This window comes from Roseivirga sp., assembly GCF_034669765.1.
In the GTDB taxonomy this organism is placed as follows: domain Bacteria; phylum Bacteroidota; class Bacteroidia; order Cytophagales; family Cyclobacteriaceae; genus Roseivirga.
This window is the reverse complement of sequence record NZ_JAXMOQ010000002.1, coordinates 155,247-178,670: the sequence shown is the minus strand read 5'-3', so window position 1 is coordinate 178,670 and position 23,424 is coordinate 155,247. Positions and strand designations below refer to the sequence as shown.

General features: G+C 41.8%; 23 protein-coding genes, 1 tRNA gene and 1 pseudogene. 12 read left to right on the top strand and 13 right to left on the bottom strand.

What is annotated here, in order from left to right; translation table 11 throughout:
- Positions 1-172: 172 nt before the first annotated feature.
- The 4 genes from VOI17_RS03805 to VOI17_RS03790 all read left to right on the top strand — a co-directional run bounded on the left by VOI17_RS03805 (position 173) and on the right by VOI17_RS03790 (position 4,063).
- A complete protein-coding gene (locus VOI17_RS03805) occupies positions 173-1,162 on the top strand; it encodes a Gfo/Idh/MocA family oxidoreductase (protein ID WP_323755913.1) in 990 nt (329 codons plus the stop codon).
- A gap of 18 nt (positions 1,163-1,180) precedes the next feature.
- Positions 1,181-2,008 (top strand): prohibitin family protein, encoded by an 828-nt coding sequence (locus VOI17_RS03800; protein WP_323755912.1) that lies wholly within the window; start codon positions 1,181-1,183, stop codon positions 2,006-2,008.
- A 100-nt stretch (positions 2,009-2,108) separates the two neighbouring features.
- Positions 2,109-3,395, top strand: a complete 1,287-nt coding sequence (locus VOI17_RS03795; protein WP_323755911.1) for a citrate synthase — start codon at positions 2,109-2,111, stop codon at positions 3,393-3,395.
- A gap of 209 nt (positions 3,396-3,604) precedes the next feature.
- The gene (locus tag VOI17_RS03790) at positions 3,605-4,063 is read left to right on the top strand and encodes a CBS domain-containing protein (RefSeq protein ID WP_323755910.1); all 459 of its coding nucleotides are present in this window, start codon (positions 3,605-3,607) and stop codon (positions 4,061-4,063) included.
- Positions 4,064-4,066: 3 nt separating this feature from the next.
- On the opposite strand, the pseudogene VOI17_RS03785 reads toward VOI17_RS03790, so the two are convergent.
- A pseudogene (locus VOI17_RS03785) lies at positions 4,067-4,269 on the bottom strand (GNAT family N-acetyltransferase).
- Positions 4,270-4,829: 560 nt separating this feature from the next.
- On the opposite strand from VOI17_RS03785, the gene VOI17_RS03780 reads away from it, so the two are divergent.
- The 7 genes from VOI17_RS03780 (at position 4,830) to VOI17_RS03750 (ending at position 10,821) form a co-directional block, all read left to right on the top strand.
- Positions 4,830-4,903 (top strand) — tRNA-Asp (locus tag VOI17_RS03780).
- A 96-nt stretch (positions 4,904-4,999) separates the two neighbouring features.
- Positions 5,000-6,286, top strand: a complete 1,287-nt coding sequence (gene tyrS / locus VOI17_RS03775; protein ID WP_323755909.1) for a tyrosine--tRNA ligase — start codon at positions 5,000-5,002, stop codon at positions 6,284-6,286.
- A gap of 122 nt (positions 6,287-6,408) precedes the next feature.
- Entirely contained in the window at positions 6,409-7,059 is a 651-nt protein-coding gene (locus VOI17_RS03770; protein WP_323755908.1) for a protein-L-isoaspartate(D-aspartate) O-methyltransferase, read from the top strand.
- A gap of 110 nt (positions 7,060-7,169) precedes the next feature.
- Positions 7,170-7,691 (top strand): acyl-CoA thioesterase, encoded by a 522-nt coding sequence (locus VOI17_RS03765; RefSeq protein WP_323755907.1) that lies wholly within the window; start codon positions 7,170-7,172, stop codon positions 7,689-7,691.
- Positions 7,692-7,743: 52 nt separating this feature from the next.
- Positions 7,744-8,370: a hypothetical protein gene (locus VOI17_RS03760; protein ID WP_323755906.1), complete on the top strand. Its 627-nt coding sequence runs from the start codon at positions 7,744-7,746 to the stop codon at positions 8,368-8,370.
- Positions 8,370-10,118 carry a TrkH family potassium uptake protein gene (locus tag VOI17_RS03755; protein ID WP_323755905.1) on the top strand — a complete coding sequence of 583 codons (1,749 nt, stop codon included), beginning with the start codon at positions 8,370-8,372 and terminating at the stop codon, positions 10,116-10,118. The genes VOI17_RS03760 and VOI17_RS03755 overlap by 1 nt, the downstream gene beginning before the upstream one ends.
- Before the next feature lie 10 nt (positions 10,119-10,128).
- A complete protein-coding gene (locus VOI17_RS03750; RefSeq protein WP_323755904.1) occupies positions 10,129-10,821 on the top strand; it encodes a TrkA family potassium uptake protein in 693 nt (230 codons plus the stop codon).
- 15 nt (positions 10,822-10,836) lie between these two features.
- Here the strand turns inward: VOI17_RS03750 and VOI17_RS03745 are convergent, their stop codons facing one another.
- Genes VOI17_RS03745 through VOI17_RS03725 form a run of 5 tightly spaced genes read right to left on the bottom strand, consistent with a single transcriptional unit; the run spans position 10,837 to position 13,991 of the window.
- Positions 10,837-11,256, bottom strand: a complete 420-nt coding sequence (locus VOI17_RS03745; protein WP_323755903.1) for a molybdenum cofactor biosynthesis protein MoaE — start codon at positions 11,254-11,256, stop codon at positions 10,837-10,839.
- Complete coding sequence (locus VOI17_RS03740) at positions 11,253-11,510, bottom strand: MoaD/ThiS family protein (protein ID WP_323755902.1); 258 nt, start codon at positions 11,508-11,510, stop codon at positions 11,253-11,255. The genes VOI17_RS03745 and VOI17_RS03740 overlap by 4 nt, the downstream gene beginning before the upstream one ends.
- Positions 11,507-12,265 carry a sulfite exporter TauE/SafE family protein gene (locus VOI17_RS03735; protein WP_323755901.1) on the bottom strand — a complete coding sequence of 253 codons (759 nt, stop codon included), beginning with the start codon at positions 12,263-12,265 and terminating at the stop codon, positions 11,507-11,509. Before VOI17_RS03735 ends, VOI17_RS03740 begins: the two co-directional genes overlap by 4 nt.
- Before the next feature lie 3 nt (positions 12,266-12,268).
- A complete protein-coding gene (gene moeB, locus VOI17_RS03730) occupies positions 12,269-13,408 on the bottom strand; it encodes a molybdopterin-synthase adenylyltransferase MoeB (RefSeq protein WP_323755900.1) in 1,140 nt (379 codons plus the stop codon).
- Positions 13,398-13,991: a nucleotidyltransferase family protein gene (locus tag VOI17_RS03725; RefSeq protein WP_323755899.1), complete on the bottom strand. Its 594-nt coding sequence runs from the start codon at positions 13,989-13,991 to the stop codon at positions 13,398-13,400. The genes moeB and VOI17_RS03725 overlap by 11 nt, the downstream gene beginning before the upstream one ends.
- Positions 13,992-14,103: 112 nt before the next feature.
- Between VOI17_RS03725 and VOI17_RS03720 the strand changes: the two genes are divergently transcribed.
- Positions 14,104-14,766: a class I SAM-dependent methyltransferase gene (locus tag VOI17_RS03720; RefSeq protein ID WP_323755898.1), complete on the top strand. Its 663-nt coding sequence runs from the start codon at positions 14,104-14,106 to the stop codon at positions 14,764-14,766.
- Positions 14,767-14,771: 5 nt separating this feature from the next.
- Here VOI17_RS03720 and ilvA read toward each other — a convergent pair whose 3' ends face one another.
- The 7 genes from ilvA to VOI17_RS03685 form a co-directional block, all read right to left on the bottom strand.
- Complete coding sequence (gene ilvA / locus VOI17_RS03715; RefSeq protein ID WP_323755897.1) at positions 14,772-16,037, bottom strand: threonine ammonia-lyase; 1,266 nt, start codon at positions 16,035-16,037, stop codon at positions 14,772-14,774.
- 81 nt (positions 16,038-16,118) lie between these two features.
- Positions 16,119-17,195 carry a ketol-acid reductoisomerase gene (gene ilvC, locus VOI17_RS03710; protein WP_323755896.1) on the bottom strand — a complete coding sequence of 359 codons (1,077 nt, stop codon included), beginning with the start codon at positions 17,193-17,195 and terminating at the stop codon, positions 16,119-16,121.
- A gap of 151 nt (positions 17,196-17,346) precedes the next feature.
- Positions 17,347-17,850: an acetolactate synthase small subunit gene (ilvN, locus tag VOI17_RS03705; protein WP_323755895.1), complete on the bottom strand. Its 504-nt coding sequence runs from the start codon at positions 17,848-17,850 to the stop codon at positions 17,347-17,349.
- 1 nt (position 17,851) lies between these two features.
- Positions 17,852-19,579: a biosynthetic-type acetolactate synthase large subunit gene (gene ilvB / locus VOI17_RS03700; protein ID WP_323755894.1), complete on the bottom strand. Its 1,728-nt coding sequence runs from the start codon at positions 19,577-19,579 to the stop codon at positions 17,852-17,854.
- 1 nt (position 19,580) lies between these two features.
- Entirely contained in the window at positions 19,581-21,254 is a 1,674-nt protein-coding gene (gene ilvD / locus VOI17_RS03695) for a dihydroxy-acid dehydratase (protein ID WP_323755893.1), read from the bottom strand.
- A complete protein-coding gene (locus tag VOI17_RS03690) occupies positions 21,254-22,147 on the bottom strand; it encodes a branched-chain amino acid transaminase (protein ID WP_323755892.1) in 894 nt (297 codons plus the stop codon). Before VOI17_RS03690 ends, ilvD begins: the two co-directional genes overlap by 1 nt.
- A gap of 523 nt (positions 22,148-22,670) precedes the next feature.
- A complete protein-coding gene (locus VOI17_RS03685; RefSeq protein ID WP_323755891.1) occupies positions 22,671-23,372 on the bottom strand; it encodes a hypothetical protein in 702 nt (233 codons plus the stop codon).
- Positions 23,373-23,424 lie beyond the last annotated feature (52 nt).

Here is a 23,424-nt window from a genome sequence, read left to right as displayed (position 1 = left end):
TCTAATAAGGAGTCGCATAAATGATTGAAAGGTTCAATTAAAAAATAACTATAGGGTGCCTACTAGTTCGTCCAAAAATCAGATTGAATACAAGATACCCAAAAAGAGGGGCATTCCTTAGAGCCTGATAATTTTATGGCTACTTTTGCCACAGTTCAAAAAAACCATATCAATGCTTAAAATTGGCGTTCTGGGTGCTGGCCACCTTGGTAAAATTCATATTAAATGCATCAAAGATATTCCTGAATACGAACTCGTAGGGTTCTATGATGCTTCAGAAGAAAATGCAAAAGCAGTTGCGCTAGAGCATGGCATTAAAGCCTATGCCACCATTGCTGAATTACTTGAAGTAGTAGATATCATTGACATCGTCACTCCTACCTTATCACATTTCGATTGTGCCAAACAAGCACTGGATGCAGGTAAGCATGTGTTTATTGAAAAGCCAGTCACCAATACGATTGCTGAAGCCGAAGCACTCATCACGCTTTCAAGAGCAAAAGGACTGAAAATTCAGGTAGGTCATGTTGAAAGATTCAACCCAGCCTATGTAGCCGCTCAAGACTACCTTAAGCAGCCCATGTTCATTGAGACGCACAGATTGGCGCAATTCAACCCAAGAGGTTTGGATGTGCCCGTGGTGCTCGATTTGATGATTCATGATATTGATGTGATTCTTCATGCTGTTGGATCTCCAGTGAAACATATCTCGGCCAGCGGTGTTGCAGTAGTCAGTGATACGCCAGACATTGCTAATGTGCGCTTAGAATTCGAAAATGGTTGTGTCGCGAACCTTACTACTAGCCGTATAGCGGTAAAAAACATGCGCAAATCACGTTTCTTCCAAAAAGACGCTTATGTATCTGTAGATTTCCTTGAAAAGAAATCTGAAATCGTGAGAATGCAAGAAGCCACTGGAGAAGAAGGCCCTTTTTCTATGATTTTAGATTTAGGGGAAGGCAAAAGCAAAAAGGAAATAATTTTTGAAAACCCAAAAATCCATCCAACCAATGCCATTCGAGAAGAACTCTTTACTTTTAATCAGGCAATAAACAATAATACCGAGCCAATTGTTACCATTGAAGATGGTTATAAAGCTTTAAAAGTGGCTCAACAAATTCTGGACATTATTGAAGCCAACCTAAAGCAGATTGGCTCTTAAACATAAACAACTATCATTATGGACAACAGAAAATACTTACCCGCTATCGTCATTTCTGTCATTGCGGTGATCATTCTTTTCGCAATATCGAGCAGCGTTTTTTATACCATTCAAGCCAATGAGAGAGCGATTCTCTTTAAAAAATTCTCTGGAGGTTTGGACAAGGACAATGTCATCACACAAGGCTTTCATGTAAAGGCGCCTTGGAATGAGTTAATCGTTTTCGATGTAGCCGAAACCCAAGTGGAAGAAACCATGGATGTGCTCGACAAGAACGGTTTGAGCATTAAAGTAGATGTGTCTGTTCGTTTTTATCCTAAATTCGAACGTGTAGGTTATATCTATGAAAGCTTTAGAAAGAGTTATGTAAGTACTTTGGTTACACCTGAAGTACGATCAACAGTACGTCAGGTAATGGGCCGTTACACTGCCGAAGAAATTTATTCCACTAAGAGACCAGAAGTAGAAACTGCGATTCGAACAGAAACGGCTGAAGTTTTGGGTAGTGAAGCCAATAACATTGAAATGAGAGCACTTCTTATTCGCTCCATTAATTTGCCTGACAAAATTAAGCAGGCTATTGAAAGTAAACTACAACAAGAGCAAGAAGCCTTAGCTTATCAGTTCCGTTTGGACAAAGAAAAGAGTGAAGCGGAAAGAAAAAGGATCGCTGCTGAAGGTGAATCTGCTGCCAATAAAATTATCAACAATAGCTTAACACCAAGTCTTTTAAAGATGCGAGGCATTGAAGCAACGTTGAAATTGGCTGAATCCCCTAACTCTAAAGTGGTTGTTATTGGTCAAGGAGATGAGGGCTTACCATTAATTTTAGGGGGTAACAATTAAAAATAACTAAAGTAGGGAACAAGAGTTTCATTTAAGTGTTTAATACATTAAATTCGCTCGCCTAATAAAGCACCCCAAACTAAGTAAAACACTTTATAGAATGTCAAGTACTGCTGAGATTAAAGTTGACGGTAAAACATTAGAACTACCGGTAATTGAGGGCACCGAAAATGAGAAAGCCATAGATATTTCCTCTCTTAGAGGAGAAAGTGGCGTAATCACTATCGACCCAGGATTTAAAAATACAGGTTCAACCAAAAGCGCTATCACTTTCCTTGATGGTGAAAAAGGAATTCTACGTTACAGAGGTTACTCAATCGAAGAATTGGCTGAGAAGTCTACCTTCCTTGAAGTTTCATACCTTCTGATTTACGGAGAACTCCCGACCCCAGAACAGTATAAGGATTTCACCAAAACCATCACCAATCACACATTGGCGCATGAAGACATCAAGAAGATTCTAGAAGGATTCCCTTCAACTGCGCACCCAATGGGCGTTTTATCTTCCTTGGTTTGTGCTCAAACAGCCTTCTACCCTGCCTCTTTAGACCCTAACAGAGCGGCTCCAGAAGTGGACATGAGTATCATCCGTTTGCTTGCCAAAATGCCAACATTTGCGGCTTGGTCATACAAAAACCAAATCGGGCATCCAGTAAACTATCCAGACAATAGTTTAGACTATTGTAGCAACTTCCTTAAGATGATGTTTTCTAACCCAGCGGAAGCTTATGAGGTTGATCCTGTAGTTGCGAATGCTTTAGATAAGTTATTAATCTTACATGCTGATCACGAACAGAACTGTTCTACCTCAACAGTAAGAATGGTAGGTTCATCTCATGCTAGTTTGTACGCTTCCATTTCAGGTGGAATCAATGCCCTTTGGGGACCGTTACATGGTGGTGCTAACCAAGCGGTAATCGAAATGTTGGAAAGCATAAAGAAAGACGGTGGAGACACTAAAAAGTGGATGGCGAAAGCCAAAGACAAAAACGATCCATTCCGTTTGATGGGCTTTGGACACAGGGTTTATAAGAACTTCGATCCAAGGGCTAGAATCATCAAAAAAGCGGCTGACGATGTTTTGGAAAAATTAGGAGTGAATGATCCTATTTTAGAAATTGCCAAAGGCTTGGAAGAAGAAGCTTTGAACGATGCTTACTTCGTAGAAAGAAAGCTATATCCAAATGTGGACTTCTACTCAGGTATTATTTACAGAGCTTTGGGTATTCCTACAGACATGTTTACAGTGATGTTTGCTATGGGTAGACTTCCTGGTTGGATTGCACAATGGAAAGAAATGCGTGAGAACAAAGAACCTATCGGAAGACCACGACAAGTATACACTGGTTACAATGAAAGGGTTTACGCCCCTATAGACAAAAGATAATTGAGTTTTTACTCATTATTTTAAAAGGAGCTTATTTAACAATAAGCTCCTTTTTTATTGATACAAACGCCAAAACACCTATTAAACTATCCAGAATATTAACCATACTAAAACTGTATTTACTAATTTATAGTTTTGATATTCAACTGATTTACAGTATATTATACTTCTATTTGATAAATATTCAAAATCACTAAATTAGAAACTATATGAATTTCCAAGGAGTAAAAGCACCAGAGGTACCCAAAGGCGTTCAGCAATACCGCCCAGTTACCGATTACATGACCCACGAGGTTATTTCATTCAGCCCTGAACAAAGCATAGCAGAGGCTATGGATATCTTTTTAGACAAGCACATTTCAGGCGCACCCGTCATTGATGAGAAAGGAAAAATTATTGGAATACTTTCAGAAATTGACTGTATGAGAATTATGGTAGACGAAGCTTACCACAACCTTCACCACGGGAAAATTACTGTTGCAGAATACATGAGCAATAACGTTGCTACAGTATCAGTTGACATGGATGTATTGGACTGTGCTCAAAAGTTCTTAAGAACGCATTACAGAAGGTTTCCCGTAGTAGACGTTAACGGTAGAATCAAAGGCCAAGTGAGCAGAAGAGACATCCTTCAAGCCACTAGAGACTTAAAAACTTCCTCCTGGTAGAAATCATAATACATCCTGCCATTCTTCGTGTCGTTTTAATGTAGCCTTTGTAAAAGGGCACAGAGGAATGATTTTGACTTTATTTTGCGTGCGTACTCCACGGCATACTCAACCAACTTCACCCCCATACCTGTTCCTCTGAGCGTGTCGCTTACTTCGGTATGGTCTATGATGATTTTTTCAGGTCCCGCTTTCGAAAAAGTCATTTCAGCCAAGCGCTCCCCCTCCTTTTCAAAATAAAAACTTCCCTTATTATCTGTTTCTTCTTGCTGTATAATGGTTACCATGATTGCCATTTAAATTTACAATACTAAGTTAAGAAACAAGAAGGTGATATATAAATCACACTTCATAATTGGGGTAAAAAATAAGCCCATGTAAATACGTTACATGAGCTCTGTTTTTTTTAGGTTGAGGAATACAGAATAACTGAGCCTCTTCAATTATTATGCCTCACAAAGGAGAGCGAATAAGAATTTATTAAGCTCAGTGAAACTCATAAATTATTTATCTAAGTGATTTACTTAGATCAAATCAATAGAGCCCAAAGGAAAAAAAGACATAGATCTGGTGATCAAAATCCCAAAGATCACTTCACCAACAAAATAAATATTCACTGTGGAGGTTTTTATCCTACTCAAGACCAAAGAGTTGAGAATTTATGTGAAAATTAGTTCGTTTTTTTTAGCGTTCAACGCTTGTAAATCAAGAACAGTATACTACTTTTGCATCACCTTAAACGAAAGGGATTACAAACAAAAATATTGGAGCGGTAGTTCAGCTGGTTAGAATGCCTGCCTGTCACGCAGGAGGTCGCGGGTTCGAGTCCCGTCCGTTCCGCAAAAAGCCTTAGAGAAATCTAAGGCTTTTTTTGTTTCTACCTTTTAACCTCTCCTTTCAAACTCTATATTTGCGCTCCCGATTCAAAATAAACCTATGAGTGAACTCATCAAAGAACTACAATGGAGAGGCATGATCCACGACATCATGCCCGGTACAGAAGAACAACTGGATAAAGAGCAAACCACGGGTTACGTTGGCTTCGACCCTACTGCCGATTCTTTGCACATTGGCAACTTGGTTCCTGTAATGCTTTTGGTGCACCTTCAGAAGGCAGGCCATAAGCCTATCGCCTTAGTCGGTGGTGCTACGGGCATGGTGGGCGACCCTTCGGGCAAATCATCTGAAAGACCTATGCTATCGGAAGAACTTTTGAACCACAACCTAGATTCACAGAAAAAACAGCTTCGCAAGTTCTTGGACTTTGATTGCGGAGAAAATTCTGCGCAACTCGTCAATAACTACGACTGGTTCAAAGATTTCAACTTCCTTGATTTTATCAGAGAAGTGGGCAAGCACATCACTGTGAATTACATGTTGGCCAAAGATTCTGTGAAAAACAGATTGGAAAGCGGAATGTCATTCACTGAATTCTCTTACCAACTCGTTCAGGGCTATGATTTCCTTCACTTGAACCAAAACTACGGTTGCAAACTGCAAATGGGCGGTTCTGATCAATGGGGGAACATTGTTACAGGTACTGAATTGATCAGAAGAAAAGTGCAAGGCGAGGCTTTTGCCATGACAGCTCCTTTAATTAGAAAAGCGGACGGATCTAAATTCGGCAAATCAGAAGGCGGAAACGTTTGGCTGGATCCGAAGAAGACCTCCCCTTACAAATTCTACCAGTTTTGGTTGAATACGTCTGATGAAGACGCTTCGAATTTCATTCGTGTGTTTACCCTTCTTCCGAAAGAAAAGATTGAGGCTTTGGAAGCTGAGCACAATGAAGCTCCGCATTTAAGAACTTTACAAAAGGCTTTGGCGGAAGACATCACTGTTAGGGTTCACTCTGAAGAAGATTTAAAAACAGCTATTAAGGCGTCTAACATCCTTTTCGGAAAGTCTACCACCGAAGACCTAGAGTCTCTAGATGAAGACACATTGCTTTCAGTATTTGAAGGCGTTCCTCAGGTACAAGTGTCTAAAATGGACTTGGACCAAACTGAGAATGTTATTGATTTGCTTTCTGTGGTTACTCAAGAGGTGATCTTTAAATCTAAAGGTGAGGCCCGCAGAATGCTGCAAGATGGCGGAGTGAGCATCAACAAAGTAAAAATCGAAGACATGAATGCCAAACCAGCCATTCGCTTGCTTCAGGAGAAGTACTTCTTAGTTCAGAAAGGGAAAAAGAATTACTACTTGATTTCAATTACCGAATAAGGTAAATTGAGCTAAATCATTCAAAAAGAAAGCGTTAAGAAATTGATTTTTTTAGCGCTTTCTCTCTTTTTACACAGATCAATTCAAATCAGCAGCGCAAACCGTAATACGGTTTCTTCAATATGGAAGATAGTTACAGACATAAGGGAATGCGAAGACAGCTTGTAAAAGTGGTTCGCTCCAAAGGCATTAAAGACGAACGGGTTTTGGACGCGATCGGGAAAATTCCACGCCATTTTTTCTTCGAAAATGCCTTAGTAGAGCACGCTTATGAAGATAAAGCTTTCCCCATTGGGGCTGGCCAAACCATTTCGCAACCTTACACCGTAGCCTTTCAAACTGAATTACTGAATATAAAACCTGGAGACAAGGTATTAGAAATTGGAACCGGCTCTGGTTATCAGGCCATAGTGCTTTTAGAGCTTGGGGCAGAAGTGTATACCATAGAGTATCAAAAGGAGCTTTATGAGCGTACCAGATTCGCCCTACCCGAAATGGGCTACAAGGCTAACTTCTTCTATGGAGATGGATCGCTGGGTTTACCCAAATTCGCTCCCTATGATAAAATAATTGTTACTGCCGGTGCTCCCACCGTTCCTGATGCACTCATAGACCAGCTAAAAGTTAATGGCTGCTTGGTGATTCCTGTGGGCAATGCCAAAACGCAGCAAATGCTAAAGCTTACGCGACTTGAGGGTAACAAGCTTCGCAAAGAGGTTTTCCATGATTTCAAGTTCGTCCCCTTACTTGGCAATGATGGTTGGAAAAAATAAACATGAAATTACAAACATATTTATATATGTAATTTCTAATATTCATAAAAATCAAATTCTCTTCCATTCTTTCATCTTACCGCATTAGCTTTGCAGCATAAAACCAAGTTATGGCAGCTAAGACAAAAACTACCAAAGATTCACGCGTAACGATGACGGAGTTGGTACTTCCTAACGACACCAATACACTCCACAACCTTATGGGGGGCAAACTGATGCACTGGATGGACATTAATACCGCCATTGCAGCGCAAAAGCACTCTAACCGCATTGTAGTCACTGCCTCTGCCGATAATATATCTTTCGGAAAGCCTATTGCTCTGGGCGATGTAGTGACGCTTACCGCCAATGTAACACGCGCATTCAATTCTTCTATGGAAGTGTATTGCGAAGTATGGGCTGAACACATTCCTTCTGGACGTAAATTCAAAAGCAACAGTGCCTACTTTACTTTTGTGGCCGTAGATCAAAGTGGAAGGCCGATTGATGTACCAGAACTCGTTCCAGAAACCCCTGAAGAAAAAGAGCAATACGAAGGAGCATTAAGAAGAAGGCAACTCCGTTTGGTTTTGGCCAAAAGGATGAAGCCAGACGAAGCGACAGAACTGAAAAGTCTTTTCTTTGGATCATAGTCTATATTTCACTAGACAATTGTTAGATTTATCAAAATAACCAATTGGCGCCATGGCTGAGGATATCTCATTTCTTTCTCATTTCATTACTGAAGAAATTTATCTGATTAAAGATGATGTTGCGGCAGCGCCAACCCAAGAGATTAAGGGTGAAAAAGTAGTAGAGGCTCCTATTGAAAAGGCCAGTCCAGCCCCTATCAAAGAAGTGAAGACGGAAGGAGTAGCAGAAACTCCTGTTGAGAAGGCCAGTCCGCCCCCACCAACTCCAGTGGTGGAAGAAGCTAAACCGGTTTACATCAAGCCCCTCCCTACTGAAGGCAATAACCTCAAGCATTGTCTCATCTTTTTTGAAGCTGAACAGCCTCAATTGGAGGCAGAGAAAAAAGCTTTCCTCCTTAAGGTATTGACTTCCGTGAAACGAAGTTTAGACGATGTGCTTATGGTGAATGTAAAAGAAGCTTCTCCAGAGCAAATTGAAGCAGTATTGAATGAGTTTAACCACCGTCATGTCTTAGTCTTTAATTCCAAAAAACTGGACCGTTATAACAATAGTCCTGTTTACGAAGTCAAAGAAGATCGAAAGAAATTCTATATGAAAGCAGACGATCTTACACTAATTGAAAGCACCTTAGCCTTGAAAAAGGCCATTTGGGCTGCTTTGCAGAAGATGTTTTTATAATGCATTTCAATTTAAAGCGGCTTGATCACCTCGCTTTCTGGATTAGTCTTTCAGGAATCTTGGTTTTTATTGCTGACTTTGGTTATACCCAATCAGACCTCTCTCAAAGTATCATCAATAGCTACTATTTTGTAGTACTAGGCATTGGACTGACATCCATCATATTTCGCTATGTTGAGCGAAAAAACCAGAAAAAGACTAAGGTGCTTATCTTCGATACCCTTAGTGTTCTCATCACCATCACTGTACTTTACCTCCATTTAATCCATGGGGCAAGCCACAAACTTCACCCCATACTATTCAATGACAACCTGATTAAGTCTGCCGTAATCCTGACCTTTATTCGGGAATTTTCAGAGTTAAGGCTCATTTATAAGCGGACAGTACTCAACCCTGCTCAATTGTTCATTATCAGTTTCTTGGTCATCATTCTACTGGGCACGGTGCTTCTCATGCTCCCAAGGGCAACTTATGACGGAATCTCATTTATTGACGCCTTCTTTACCTCTACAAGTGCGGTTTGCGTAACAGGCCTGATTGTAGTGGACACAGGAAGCTATTTCACGGAATTTGGGCAGATCATTATTATTATGCTGATTCAAATTGGTGGCTTAGGAATTTTGACCTTTGCCAGCTACTTCAGCTATTTCTTTAAAGGAGGTTCTACCTATGAAAACCAATTGGCATTGGGCGATATGAGCAATTCAAAGAAACTCAGCGAAGTCTTCTCCACCTTAAAATACGTGCTCATTATCACCTTTGGGATTGAAATGTTATCAGCCTCGTTGATTTATTTCAGCTTAGATCCCAGCACCTTTGAATCTCAATACAGCCAAATATTTTTTGCTGTATTTCATTCTATTTCTGCATTCTGTAACGCTGGCTTTTCCACCCTAAGCAATAGCGTATATGACGTAGGTTTTAAATTCAATTACTTCTTACAAATTGTATTGATTTCTACCTTCTTTTTGGGTGCCTTGGGCTTCCCTATTGTGGTCAATATTCTGAATTACTTGAAATATCGTTTGTCACAGGTCTTTACTTTTTCAAGTCGGCTAAAGAATTACAAGCCTTGGGTACTGAACCTAAACAGCCGGATTAACCTAATCACCACCTTCTCATTGACAGCTGTTGGCTTTGTATTGTTCTTTATATTGGAGTACAATAACACGATGGCCGAACATGGCTTTTTCGGTAAGATAGTGACCGCTTTATTTGGAGCAGCCACTCCAAGAACCGCTGGCTTTAACTCCGTGGATATGGCAGCTCTGAGTTTCCCTACCTTAGTAATGACACTGCTATTGATGTGGATTGGGGCATCACCTTCATCAACGGGTGGAGGCATTAAAACCAGTACTTTTGCCATAGCCACCTTGAACATTCTCAGTATTGCCAGAGGGAAAACGAAAATTGAAGTGTTCAGAAGAGAAATAGCCGACATATCGGTGAGAAGGTCTTTTGCCATTATATCGCTTTCACTTTTGGTGATAGGCTTTGGCATCATGGTGATTTCAATGTTCGATGGCGATAAAACGCTCATGCAAATCGCTTTTGAATGCTTCTCTGCTTACAGTACTGTAGGCTTAAGCTTGGGCATTACAGGCGATTTAACCAGTGTAAGTAAGATTGTGCTCGTTATCATCATGTTTGTGGGTAGAGTAAGCATGTTATCCATTATGATTGCTATAATGGATAAAGTGAAGGATAAGAGTTACAGGTATCCCACAGAAGAAATTACGATCAATTAAACTTGAATCAATGAAATACATTATAGTTGGATTAGGGAATTTTGGAGCTTCGTTGGCCGAAAAACTGACTGCTCAAGGGAATGAAGTGATTGGAATTGATACTTCAATGTCAAAGGTAGACACGTTCAAAGAGAAAATTTCTCACACCATTTGCATGGATGCCACCGATGAGTTTACCGTAGCAGGCCTGCCGCTAAAAGATACCGACATCGTAATCATAGCCATTGGCGAAGACCAAGGCTCAAATATTATGGTCACCGCCATATTCAAAAACTTTGAAGTTAAAAGACTGATTAGCAGAGCAATAAATCCATTGCACGAAAAAGTACTTAAAGCATTAGGAGTAGATGAAATAGTGTATCCTGAGCAAGAAACAGCTGAACGCTGGGCCAAAAAGCTTTGCATGAACAATGTTGTAGATTCTTTTGAGCTAGGCGAAGATTACACCATTATTGAAGCTAATCTACCTAAAGAGTACGTTGGACAAACAATCCAAGAAGTTAAGTTCCGTGAGAATTTCAACCTCTTGGTATTGACTACCATTAGAAAAAAAGAGGTGAAGAGTATTTTGGGTAAAACTAAAACTGAGTCGAAAGTTCAGGGCGTTGCAACGCCAGACTTTATGCTCGAAAAAGATGACATCCTCGTGCTCTACGGATCCAACAAGGATTTGAAAAAGTTCTTAAAGCAGAAAACCGAATAAAGCCTAGCTAAAAAATCACGGGTGCGCGGAAACCCAGACTTCACCATCCTCGAAAAACTCCTTTTTCCAAATGGGTACCCTTTCTTTTAGGGTATCAATACAGTATTCACAGGCCTGAAAAGCTGCTTTTCGATGCGGAGCTGCCACAACAATCACCACGGCTTCCTCTCCAACTTTCACCAAACCTGTGCGATGATGAATCAGCACTTCCTCTACCTGAAACGCAATTTTGGCTTGATCTGCAATTTTCTGCATTTCCTTCAAAGCCATTTTCTCATAGGCTTCAAATTCTAATTTGAGCACTGGTTTGCCTTTGGTTTGATTGCGCACCGTACCCACAAAACTAACAATGCCCCCGCATTCAGGATAAGACACAGCCACTAAGCAGGCTTGTGGATCGAGTTTTTCAGAAGTAATATGAATCAGTGTTTTCATCCGCCACTTACGGGTGGAATTAGCACCACCTCGTCATTTTCTTTAATCAAATAATCATCGTTCACGTAATCGGCATTGACGGCCAATTGCAGAGAAGCCAGCCCTTGGAACGCAGGATAGAGATCAACCAAAGCTTGGCGCACATCGGCCACAGAACTCTTTTCTTTCATTTCCAGCGTCACCTGGTTACCATTCAGAATATCCTTCGCTATGCCAAAAGCAATCACTTCAATTTTCATCTTATCTCTTTTCAAACAAGGTACTTCAATAATAAGCGTCCGCCAGCAAATAATACCAATAATGCAGTGAGCATTTTCACCTTTTTCTGCGAAAGCTTAAAAACCGAAAGCCTGGAACCCAATTGCCCTCCTACCAAAACGCTAAGGCCCAAGTATAAAATCATTTCAAAGTCAAAGGTCAAATTGTCCTGACTAAGTTGCCCCGCCAAACCTGATGCTGAATTAATCAGGATGAAAAAACTAGCAGTACCTGCAATGGTTTTGGCCTTGTCCCAATGCATAATGTGCAGTAAAGGCGAAAGGAAAATTCCACCTCCAATCCCCACCGAACCGGCCAACAATCCAATGCCACCACCAATGGCTCCATTGACGATTGGCATGTCCTTCTTACCTTTTGACACTTTCTCTACACTCACCTTTCTCAAGTAATCTTCCATCAGCATGACGATACCCGCAACCACCAAGGTTGATCCTAAAAGAATGAAGAATACATTTTCCTTAAAGGGAATTCTGGCACCAAGAAATGCCAGGGGCACACTGACCAAAACCAATGGTAAAGTCTTCTTCCATTTAACATGACCTTGCTTCGCGAATAGGTAAGTGCCGCCACTCACCACGATCAGATTACAGACCAAAGCGATGCTGCGTAGCAATCGATACTCAAAGCTATAAAGGGAAAGAATGGCCAAATAACTTGAGCCACCTCCAAAGCCCACGGAGGAATACAAAAAGGCAATCGCGAAAAAGAAGAAGATCAATTCGTAGTCCATGAATCAATAGATTTCCATGCTATGATCAATCTCTTTTTGCCAAGCCAATATTCCGCCTTTCAAATTCTTTAATTTTGAGAAACCTTCTTTTTTAAGGAGTTCAAGGGCTTTTCGGCTGCGTTGCCCACTTTTGCAATGAATAACCATTGTTTCATTTTGAGACAGTTGATCAAGTTCAGCTCCAAGCTCGAACAATGGGATATTCAGCCCTTTTAGGTTAGAAATGGCATATTCATAGGGTTCTCGGACATCCAAAATAAAGGGAGGGTTTCCCGATTCAATCATCCGATGTAACTCCTGAACCGTGATTTCATCCCCCTCGTTTTTGGTTTCACTTATGCCACAAAAGGCTTCATAATCAATCAATTTAGTAATCGTAGGATTTACACCAGAAACAGGGTTTTCTGGATTCAACTTAACATTTAAAAACCTTGTGGTAAAATACTGGCTGTCAAATAGAAACAATCTACCGTCTAATCGAATCCCTAAGCCTGCTAAAAGCTTAATGGCCTCATTGGCTTGCATCGCGCCTATGATACCAGTGAGTGCACCAAATACTCCTCCTTCGTTACAGCTAGGCACCATTTCAGGTGGTGGTGGAGTAGGAAAAAGATCTCGGTAATTTGGCCCTCGGCTACCGTCCTTTCGTTGGGCATTGAAAACACTCACTTGCCCTTCGTAGCGAAAAACTGCGGCATACACCAAAGGTTTACCCAGCAGCACACAGGCATCGTTGACCAAGTATCGCGTGGGTAGGTTGTCGCTGCCGTCTACTACTAAGTCGAAATCTCGAATAATAGCTAAGGCATTTTCAGCATCAAGTCGCGTTTCAAAATGAGTAACTTTTACATTTGGATTCAATTCTTGAATCACCTTGACAGCCGATTTGCCTTTTGATTCCCCCGCTTGATCGGTTTTATAAATCACCTGCCGTTGCAGGTTAGAAAGACTAATTTCATCAAACTCAACCAATCCAATTCGCCCCACTCCTGCTGCAGCCAAATAGCTAAGGTTAGGAATCCCCAAGCCACCTGCCCCAATCACCAAGACACTGGAGGACTTAAGTTTCTCTTGTCCTTCAGTACCAAAGTCAGGCAGAATGATTTGCCTGTTATAACGTATGAGTTCCTCTTTACTCAGCATTCGTAAACTTATCTAAATCGGTTTGAGTATCAATATCTAAGGTAAAGCGAAGGTTGTTGGTTTCAAAGAAGTCTACCTTTTCTGTATTTCGTTTGACCAATTGGCTACAACCATTAGGATCGGTATGCTCCAGAATTTCCTTTCTATAATCGCTGGCAAAAAATACAGGATTTCCTTTCTGTCCATTGTACAGCGGTACCAGAATATTCTTCCCATGCTCTTCCCTGAAACGATTCAATAAACGGTTATAATCTGCTGCGGTTAAAAACGGCATATCCGCCAAGCAAATGACATATACATCGCCTGTTGCTTCCGCAATTCCGGTTTGTATAGAAGAAGTCATTCCTTGTTCAAAAGTGGGGTTCATTACTGTTCTAAGCCTGTCATCTTTCGAAATCAGGCTTTCGATCTTTTCCGCTTCCTTTCCCAAAACCACTATGATCTCTGAAAAATCAGCTTTGGTAATGGACTTCAAACTTCGTTCAAAAATGGTCTTTCCTTCCATAGGCATTAGAAGTTTATGCCCTCCTTCCATTCTTGAAGAAAGCCCTGCTGCTAACACTATGGCTGAAAAATTCGTCATTCTATTTCAATGATACGGTAAATGACTGTATTATTAATGAATCATTGAAACAAAACCACCTATTCAATACTCCGTATCGATAATGGAACATTTACTGTAACGTACCAAAACATTGGAAAACTTAACACCGGAACAACTCTCTGAAATAGAAAGTCAGTTGAGCCACCCTAACGGACAATTTGGAATAGATGTAGGCCAAAACATGCATTCCACTAACCTAGGAATGATCACCTCATCCATCCAAGCCTTGACCATCGCCAGCGGTAACAAGGTTCTTGAGATCGGACACGGTAACTGCCACCACCTACCCCTAATTTTAGAACAAGCTGAAAACATTCAGTTCTATGGCCTCGAAATATCGGAAACCATGAAAGCCGAAGCTGAACTTAAGAATAAGGCGAATTTAAAGCCTCAAAGGGTTGAATTTACACGCTATGATGGCATCACCATTCCTTTTCTAGACAATTCATTTGATAAGGCCATGACAGCGAACACCATTTACTTCTGGAAAAAGCCACTTCAGTTCTTGGAAGAAGTTTATAGAGTAATGAAACCCAATGGTACATTTGTAATTGCCTTTGCGCAAAAGGAATTCATGAAGGACCTTCCCTTTGTGAAAGAGAAGTTTCAGCTCTACAACAATCAAGACCTTTCAGACCTAGTAAGTAAATCAAGCTTCAATCTTATCAGTATTAGTGACAAAACCGAAAATGTGATAGGCACAGCCAATGAGCTGATCAACCGAAATTATGCTGTTGCTGTATTAGGGAAATAAGCCCCCTAAACGATAAAACCGAATAAATCAGGCCTTTCATTCAGGTACTCAAAATTCAAGTCCTTCTCTTTCATTCGTTGCATTAGCCCATCAAAATCGGCTTTGTGCTGCTGCTCAATTCCAATTAAGGCAGGCCCTTTTTCACGTGCGGTCTTCTTGGTGTATTCAAAATGAACGATGTCATCTGTTGGGCCGAGGACTTCCACCAAAAACTCTTTTAATGCTCCTGCTCTTTGCGGAAAACGTACAATGAAGTAATGCTTCAATCCCTCGTAGAGCAAAGAGCGCTCACGGATTTCTTCGGTACGAGAAATATCATTATTCGAGCCAGAGAGGATACACACTACATTTTTTCCTTTGATCTCTTCCGCAAACTGAGCCAAAGCAGCTACAGACAATGCACCCGCAGGCTCTACCACAATGGCATCACGGTTATACAGTTCGAGCATCGTGCTACAAATCAGTCCTTCGGGAACTGTCACCACCGCATCTAAATGCGTTCGGCAAATCTCGAAGGTCAAATCGCCTACTTGTTGCACGGCTGCGCCATCTACAAACTTATCGATACTGTCGAGTTTGGTGTTTTGGCCTAAAGCCATTGAGTTCTTCATGGCAGGCGCACCTGCAGGTTCTACCCCGATAATCTTCGTTTGCGGACTTAGTGTTTTAAACACAGAAGCCACTCCAGAGGCCAACCCGCCTCCACCAATGGGTAAAAACAGATAGTCAATCGGACTGCCGCAATCTTCCAGAATTTCTAAGCCCACAGTTCCTTGACCTTCAATGACCTTTTGATCATCAAAAGGAGGAATAAAAACGCTTGAGTGCTGATTACAGAATGAAATCGCCTCTTTTTGGGCATCGTCAAAGGTATCGCCAACGAGCACAATTTCTACGAACTCCTTTCCGAAAAAGCGGACTTGCTCTACCTTTTGTCGAGGCGTAGGCGCTGGCATAAAAATGGTGGCTTTCACCTTCAACAAATGACAAGAATGCGCTACACCTTGGGCGTGATTTCCAGCACTGGCGCACACCACACCACTGTCCTTTTCTTCAGCCGAAAGCCCGCTAATCTTATTGTAAGCACCACGAATTTTGTAAGAACGTACCACCTGAAGGTCTTCACGTTTGAACATGATTTTCGCCCCAAATTTATCTGAATAAGTAAAGTTGGGCATTAAGGGTGTGTGCGTAACAATTCCTTTGAGGATCGTTTGGGCTACCTTAATATTTTCTAAGCTTGGGGAGTAAGCTTGGGAGGTTTTGTACATTTTTAGTTCTTCCTTATACCATTATTAGAATCAAAAGACTACTTCACACTTAGACAGCGCAAAGCAGTCTTTCAATCCAACCTAAACCAAAGCCTCTTCTGGCTGAACTACCTTTTCGTTTTCAGGCCTTAAACCTCTTACTGCCCTACCCGCAAGCCACATTTCAGAATTACGGATCGCTTCCAATTCTACTTCAAGCTTCTCACGGTAATCTGACTGAGAGTTAGAGTCGATAGAGTTTTTGGCTTCAACGCCATCCGTCACCGACTTGTACAACTGTTCAAAAACAGGTTTGGTGGCGGCATAGAATTTATCTTTCCAATCCAAAGCGCCACGCTGTGCGGTAGTAGAGCAATTGGCATACATCCAATCCATACCATTATCAGCAATAAGCGGATAAAGGGATTGCGTTGCTTCTTCTACCGTTTCGTTAAAAGCTTCGGATGGTGAATGTCCATTCGCTCGAAGTACTTCATATTGCGCTTGGAATAGACCTTGAATTGCGCCCATCAAAGTACCTCTTTCGCCTGTAAGGTCAGAGGTTACTTCTTTGTAAAAAGTGGTCTCGAAAAGGTAACCCGAACCCACTGCAATACCCAAAGCAATGACACGATCTCTAGCTTTTCCAGTGGCGTCTTGGTGAATGGCAAAGGAAGAATTCAATCCTTTTCCTTCCACAAAAAGTGAGCGCAAAGAAGTACCCGAACCTTTTGGTGCTACCAATGCTACATCAACATCCGCTGGAGGGATAATGCCCGTTTTTTCACTGTATGCCACGCCAAAACCATGAGAGAAATAAAGCATTTTACCCGCAGTCAGGTGTTTTTTCACCGTTGGCCAAACGGCAATTTGAGCCGCATCAGACAATAAATAACAAATAATCGTTCCTCGCTCAAGTGCTTCTTCAATCGGAAAAAGTGTTTCTCCTGGCACCCAGCCATCGGCCACGGCTTTGTCCCATGTTTTGGATTCCTTTCTTTGTCCAACAATTACATTAATGCCATTGTCTTTCAAATTGAGCGATTGCCCAGGGCCTTGAACGCCATAACCGATTACCGCAACCGTTTCGTTCGATAATACTTCTTGTGCTTTTGCTAGCGGAAATTCATTGCGGGTCACTACGTTTTCTTCTACCCCGCCAAAGTTGATCTTTGCCATTATTATTGTTTTTAGTGTTTCTAATTCTGTTTAAATCCTTCTCCTACTTCCATAGCCGTCATTGCGAACGCTTACGCCTTAGCTTCATCGTTGGCGCATGAAAATTTCTTGCGATAGCAAAGAAATTGACGAAGCAATCTCTCCGCTCACTCTAAATCCCTTCCAACTCCCCCATTGGCTTCGTTACCGAAACTCGCCCCGAACGGACAAATTCAAGCACTCCATAAGGACTCAGAAAGTCGAGCAGCTCCTGCGTTTCTTCTTTATGCCCCGTTTTCTCTATAATCATGAAATCCGATTCCACAGAAAGTATCCGAGCATTGTTATCGCGAATCAGCTTTTCTACCAGATTTCCTTCTGAAATCGATCTTGTGGATATTTTATATAAAGCGATCTCCTGAAATACCGTATCACTATCGGTATGGTAAACCGCCTTCATTACCTCCACTTGTTTTTCAAGTTGAAGCACGAGTTTCTTTACCTGAGCCTCCGTAGTGCGTACCACAATCGTAAACCGATAAATCCCTGAACTCTCTGATTCAGAGCTATTAATGCTATCAATATTTAAATGTCGTCTGGTCAATATGGAAGTGATGCGGTTCAGCAACCCAACACTGTTTTCTGAGAAAATTGAAAGTGTATATGCTTGTTCCATATTATTCTAATCTGATTTCTGACACCGAAGCACCCGTGGGCACCATCGGAAATACATTATCTTCTTTGCCAACATGTACCTCTAGTAAGTAACTTCCTTTATGTTGAAGCATTTCATTGATTGCAGCGGGCAAATCTTCTCTCTCACTAACCGATTTCCCTTCAATGCCATAGCCCTTGGTGATGGCTACAAAATCTGGATTTTCCATTTCGGTGGAAGAATATCGTTTATAAAAGAAGAGCTGTTGCCACTGGCGCACCATGCCCAAAAATGAATTGTTGAGAATGATAATTTTAACGGCCGCTTTGGTCTGAAAAATGGTTCCCAATTCCTGAATGGTCATTTGAAAACCACCATCACCAATGACGGCAATCACTTCGCGCCCAGGCGCACCCAGCTTAGCACCCAATGCCGCTGGCAAACAGAAGCCCATTGTACCCAATCCACCAGAAGTAATATTACTTTTGCTTTGTTTGAACTGTGTATACCTGCTGGCCACCATTTGATGTTGTCCTACATCCGTGACCAAAACCGCATTGCCATAGGTCTGTAAGTTCACTTGATGAATTACTTCCCCCATGGAAATTGAACCCTTGCTTGGCTTTAAATCCTGTTCAATGACTTTTGTCTGTTCCACTCCTTTTAAAGCCTCAAATTCTTGCAACCAGTTTTGATGAGATCGCTCATACACCAGCGGAATCAAGGCTTGCAAACTTCCCTTGCAATCGCCCAATACCGCTACATCGGCTTGGACATTCTTATTAATTTCGGAAGGATCAATATCGAAATGAATCACCTTGGCTTGCTTCGCATAACGGTCCAAATCCCCCGTAACACGGTCATCAAAACGCATACCTATGGCAATCAAAACATCACATTCGTTGGTCAAGACATTGGGTGCATAATTGCCGTGCATTCCCAACATTCCCACATGCAAAGGATGATCTGAAGGAAGTGCGGAAAGTCCCAAAAGTGTAGTTGCCGCAGGTAAATTGGCCTTTTCAATCAGTCGCCTAAATTCCTTTTCTGCATTGCCCAAAATTACGCCCTGCCCAAAAACCACCAGTGGCTTCTTGGCTGAATTGATCAAATCAGCAGCGTGCTCCACTTGGTTTAAATTTAAAGTTGGAACGGGAGTATAGCTTCGAATTTGCTTGCATTTACGATAAGCGAAATCAAACATTTCAAATTGCGCATCCTTGGTAATATCAATCAAAACTGGGCCAGGTCGGCCAGAACGAGCGATGTAAAACGCACGTGAAAGGGCTTCTGGTAGTTGCTCGGCTTTTGTTACCTGATAGTTCCATTTGGTGGCTGGCATGGAAATACTGATGATGTCAATTTCTTGAAAAGCATCTGTACCCAACAAATGCGATCCCACTTGCCCAGTGATGCAAACCAAGGGAGTTGAATCAATCATTGCATCTGCAATTCCTGTAATCAAATTGGTAGCACCTGGGCCAGAAGTGGCCAGCACCACTCCTACTTTTCCTGTTACGCGGGCATAACCTTGCGCGGCATGAATGGCACCTTGCTCGTGCCGCGTTAACACATGACGCACCTGCTCTTGATAATGATAAAGTGCATCGTAAACGGGCATAATTGCACCACCCGGATAGCCAAAAATCAAATCAACATCTTCTGCAATAAATGACCTGAGCACAGCGTCTGCGCCCGAAGTACGCATCGTTTCTTTTACTGGTGGAGTAAGTGTAGCTTCTAAATACATATCATTGATCGGTTATGCAGCCTTCTGATGCAGAGGCTACGGTTTTGGCATATTTATACAAGGCTCCTCGGGTCACTTTTAAGACTGGAGCTTCCCATGCTGCTTTCCTTTTTTCTATTTCTTCGGCAGGAATGTCTAATGAAATTCTATTATGAATTGCATCAATAGTAATCGGGTCGCCATCTCGAACCACGGCAATAGTACCACCTTCTTGGGCTTCTGGGGTGACGTGACCTACCACAAAACCATGGCTTCCCCCAGAAAATCGGCCATCGGTAATCAAGGCCACAGAGTTACCCAAACCAGCACCCATAATGGCGGCAGTTGGCTTGAGCATTTCAGGCATTCCTGGTCCACCTTTTGGCCCTTCGTACCGAATGACCACTACATGGCCCGCTTTTACTTTTCCTTCCCTAATTCCTTGAATTGCCAAAAATTCGTTGTCGTAAACAATGGCTTTACCTTCGAATCTTTCGCCTTCTTTCCCTGTGATTTTCGCAACAGCTCCTCCTTCGGCCAAATTGCCAAAAAGCATTTGCAGATGGCCTTGCGGTTTTATTGGGTTTTCAATTGGACGGATTACTTGCTGATCTGAACTCAATGAAGGAACATCAGCCAAGTTCTCGGCTACAGTTTTGCCTGTTACAGTCATACAATCTCCATGAAGCATGCCTTTTTCTAGCATGTATTTCATAACAGCAGGCACTCCGCCTACTTGGAAAAGATCTTCCATCAAGTACTTCCCACTAGGTTTCAAATCCCCTAAGAGCGGAGTGGTATCGGATAGTCGCTGGAAATCAGCCAGTGTCAAATCAACATCAATGCTTTTGGCCATGGCCAACAAATGCATTACGGCATTGGTCGAGCCACCCAAAACAATCACTACCCGAATTGCATTTTCGAATGACTTTTTGGTCATAATGTCTTTGGGCTTCAAATCCAGTTCAAGAAGGTTCTTAATCGCTTTGCCAATGGCTTCGCACTCCTGATTCTTCACGCCACTTACTGCAGGGTTTGAAGCACTAAAAGGCAATGACATCCCCAACGCTTCTATAGCAGATGACATCGTATTGGCCGTGTACATTCCACCACAAGCTCCGGCTCCAGGGCAAGAATTCTTAATCACTCCCTTATAATCTTCATCCGATATATTCCCAGAAAAACGTTCTCCCAAGGCTTCAAATGAAGAAACAATATTCAGTTTTTTGTCCTTATAGCAGCCTGAGGCAATGGTGCCTCCATATAGCATAATAGAAGGTCGGTTGAGTCGTGCCATCGCAATCACCGAGCCTGGCATGTTCTTATCACAGCCGGCCACCGCAATAATGGCATCGTAATAATGCGCACCAGCCACCGCTTCAATGGAATCAGCGATGATTTCTCTTGAAACCAATGAATAGCGCATGCCTTCGGTGCCGTTCGCGATGCCATCGCTGACGCCTATGGTGTGATAAATCAGCCCCACCAAATCATTATTCCAAACGCTTGCTTTGACCTGACTTGCTAATTGATTCAAGTGCATATTGCAGGTGTTACCATCATAGCCCATGCTCACAATTCCTACTTGCGCTTTTTCCATATCGGCCTCTGATAGACCAACGCCATAAAGCATGGCTTGCGAAGCAGGTTGGGTTTCGTCTTGCGTGAGTCTTTTACTGTATTTATTGAGTTCCATCAGGTATTTACTAATTGTGTTTTTGAAAGCTGACGTACTAAGTTTTGATAGACTTTCGATACTTGAAAACCGATAGTTTCTTCCCAAGGCAAGCGAAAAGGGTTGCCATCGAGCAAACCAATTCCGGCTACTTCTACCGCTGTTCCAGTAAAGAAGGCACCATCCGTGCCCTTCACTTTTTCCGGAGGAAAATAGGCTTCCACTACCTCGCACCCTAGTTCTCTGGCAATCTCCATTACGGTTTCTCTTGTGATTCCTGGAAGAATATTCCCCAATGGCGGTGTGTAGAGCACTTTATCTTGTTCAAAGAAGAAGTTGGCACCACTGCCTTCGGCCACAGAGCCATTTTCATCCAAAAGCAAAGCCTCATCAAAGCCTTTGCGCTTGGCTTCGGTAGTGGCTAAAATGGAGTTGGTATAATGACCCGTCACTTTGGCTGCAACAGGCACAGAACGAGGATTCGGTCTTTCGTAGGAAGAAACCATTACATTCAGGCTTTTATCACCTAAGTATCGCCCCCATTCCCAAGCGCAGAGAAACAAATGAGATTGATCCACCGGGCCTAAACCCATGTTTTCACCCAAATAAATCAAGGGGCGGATATAGGCGTCAGTCAGCTGATTTCTTTCGAGCAACTCATAAGTCAGCGCGGTCAATTCATCTACTGAATAATCAAAAGGCATGTGCATGGCAGCCGCTGAACTCAGCAATCTTTCATAGTGCGCTTCAGCTTTGAATACTGATGGAGATCCATCGACATCGTATGCCCGAATGCCTTCGAATACACCACTTCCGTAGTGCATACTTTGGTTGTACAAACTAGCGCTGGCCTCTGAGGCTTTCAGCCACTGACCATCTAAAAAAACTGTGGTATTTGATCCGTAATACATCATTTTATGGTTTAAAATTATCTAGGTTCTTTTTCATTCTGGTTTTGAATTTCTCTTCTTCTACAATCTCTTTATACCGTCATTATTTTTCATAAACACTATAAATCAACACTTTACATTACCGCTACTTACAATTTCAACATCCTGCTTTCTGAGCATTTTTAGGGGCCAATTTTGACATTCAGGCATAAAAAAAGCCCTTCTCACGGGGTGAAAAAGGCTTCTAATGCATTGACAATAGTATCCTATTTCACCCCGTCCGGGTGGTAATAATGACTACTGTAATAATAACTGTGTACTTTAACATCTATGCTTATTTTTTCAATCCAAACTGATCCTGAAACAAGTTCAGGAGGACATAAAAAAAGCCTTTCCGGTGGGGAAAGGCTCTCGATATTTTAAACTATATCATCCCCTCCCATCATGTTTTCACGACAGTAATAATTTGGGTGATAATAATAGTATTTGCTCTCATTGTTGGCTCAAAGGAAAGTAGATTGTTTTTCTAATCAAAGAATTTTCAATTTCATTTTTCGCAAAACACTCCCTTCGGAAAATAAATTTGACTGTGTTCATAAGTCATTAAACCCGTTTTTACCAGCTCATGTGCGGCAAAATCTGTCTCTATCCCTCCTTCAATATCCGACTGATAAAAAATCAATTGACCTTCATTATCATTGAGGTTTAAAGCTCCTATGATGGTATTTCGTCCATTTTTCTTGGAAACGGACCTGATCAAATTTTCGGTGAAACGGTTGGTCTTAACAGCGGCAACATTTTCATCCTCCTTATTGGATTTGTACCGAACAAAATAATAATTGGTTGCCATTTCTACATCAGCTTCATTCTTATCCCAAATCGTACAAAGTGTTTTCTTTACATCATTATGCGGAATCGGGTCGGTAGGAAAAACCTCCAAAATATAACGATCAGCGGCAATGGCAGGATCGGAACTAAGAATGGTTTGCGTTTCTTCCATATTGGTATCGAATAAGAAAACCCCACCTCCTGTATAGAATGGCCCTGCGGCAATCATCTTCCTCTCCTTCACTAAGCGATTGATATTGTTCATATGCCCCGCTTGTAAAGAATCTACTGCAGCCTGAGAAATTTCAGTTTTGTTGGGGTTCGTATTCAGGAAAACGAAAGTGTATCGCCCGTTTCCGTATTGCGCTGACAGTGAAAATGACAAGCAAAAAAGTGTGAGTAAAAGATAGAGTCGTTTCATATTTTGATATTTAGCCTGACAGTTAAGAATCATATACGCCCCTCTTTCTCAT

Excerpts from the sequence above, each read along its gene's own strand:
- ilvN (WP_323755895.1), bottom strand. The coding sequence starts at position 17,850 with ATGGAACAAGCATATACACTTTCAATTTTCTCAGAAAACAGTGTTGGG.
- VOI17_RS03790 (WP_323755910.1), top strand. The coding sequence starts at position 3,605 with ATGAATTTCCAAGGAGTAAAAGCACCAGAGGTACCCAAAGGCGTTCAG.
- VOI17_RS03795 (WP_323755911.1), top strand. The coding sequence starts at position 2,109 with ATGTCAAGTACTGCTGAGATTAAAGTTGACGGTAAAACATTAGAACTA.
- VOI17_RS03725 (WP_323755899.1), bottom strand. The coding sequence starts at position 13,991 with ATGACGAATTTTTCAGCCATAGTGTTAGCAGCAGGGCTTTCTTCAAGA.
- ilvC (WP_323755896.1), bottom strand. The coding sequence starts at position 17,195 with ATGGCAAAGATCAACTTTGGCGGGGTAGAAGAAAACGTAGTGACCCGC.
- VOI17_RS03770 (WP_323755908.1), top strand. The coding sequence starts at position 6,409 with ATGGAAGATAGTTACAGACATAAGGGAATGCGAAGACAGCTTGTAAAA.
- ilvB (WP_323755894.1), bottom strand. The coding sequence starts at position 19,579 with ATGTATTTAGAAGCTACACTTACTCCACCAGTAAAAGAAACGATGCGT.
- VOI17_RS03690 (WP_323755892.1), bottom strand. The coding sequence starts at position 22,147 with ATGATGTATTACGGATCAAATACCACAGTTTTTTTAGATGGTCAGTGG.
- tyrS (WP_323755909.1), top strand. The coding sequence starts at position 5,000 with ATGAGTGAACTCATCAAAGAACTACAATGGAGAGGCATGATCCACGAC.
- VOI17_RS03760 (WP_323755906.1), top strand. The coding sequence starts at position 7,744 with ATGGCTGAGGATATCTCATTTCTTTCTCATTTCATTACTGAAGAAATT.
- VOI17_RS03800 (WP_323755912.1), top strand. The coding sequence starts at position 1,181 with ATGGACAACAGAAAATACTTACCCGCTATCGTCATTTCTGTCATTGCG.
- VOI17_RS03805 (WP_323755913.1), top strand. The coding sequence starts at position 173 with ATGCTTAAAATTGGCGTTCTGGGTGCTGGCCACCTTGGTAAAATTCAT.
- VOI17_RS03755 (WP_323755905.1), top strand. The coding sequence starts at position 8,370 with ATGCATTTCAATTTAAAGCGGCTTGATCACCTCGCTTTCTGGATTAGT.
- VOI17_RS03750 (WP_323755904.1), top strand. The coding sequence starts at position 10,129 with ATGAAATACATTATAGTTGGATTAGGGAATTTTGGAGCTTCGTTGGCC.
- VOI17_RS03765 (WP_323755907.1), top strand. The coding sequence starts at position 7,170 with ATGGCAGCTAAGACAAAAACTACCAAAGATTCACGCGTAACGATGACG.
- ilvA (WP_323755897.1), bottom strand. The coding sequence starts at position 16,037 with ATGTACAAAACCTCCCAAGCTTACTCCCCAAGCTTAGAAAATATTAAG.
- VOI17_RS03685 (WP_323755891.1), bottom strand. The coding sequence starts at position 23,372 with ATGAAACGACTCTATCTTTTACTCACACTTTTTTGCTTGTCATTTTCA.
- ilvD (WP_323755893.1), bottom strand. The coding sequence starts at position 21,254 with ATGGAACTCAATAAATACAGTAAAAGACTCACGCAAGACGAAACCCAA.
- VOI17_RS03745 (WP_323755903.1), bottom strand. The coding sequence starts at position 11,256 with ATGAAAACACTGATTCATATTACTTCTGAAAAACTCGATCCACAAGCC.
- moeB (WP_323755900.1), bottom strand. The coding sequence starts at position 13,408 with ATGCTGAGTAAAGAGGAACTCATACGTTATAACAGGCAAATCATTCTG.
- VOI17_RS03735 (WP_323755901.1), bottom strand. The coding sequence starts at position 12,265 with ATGGACTACGAATTGATCTTCTTCTTTTTCGCGATTGCCTTTTTGTAT.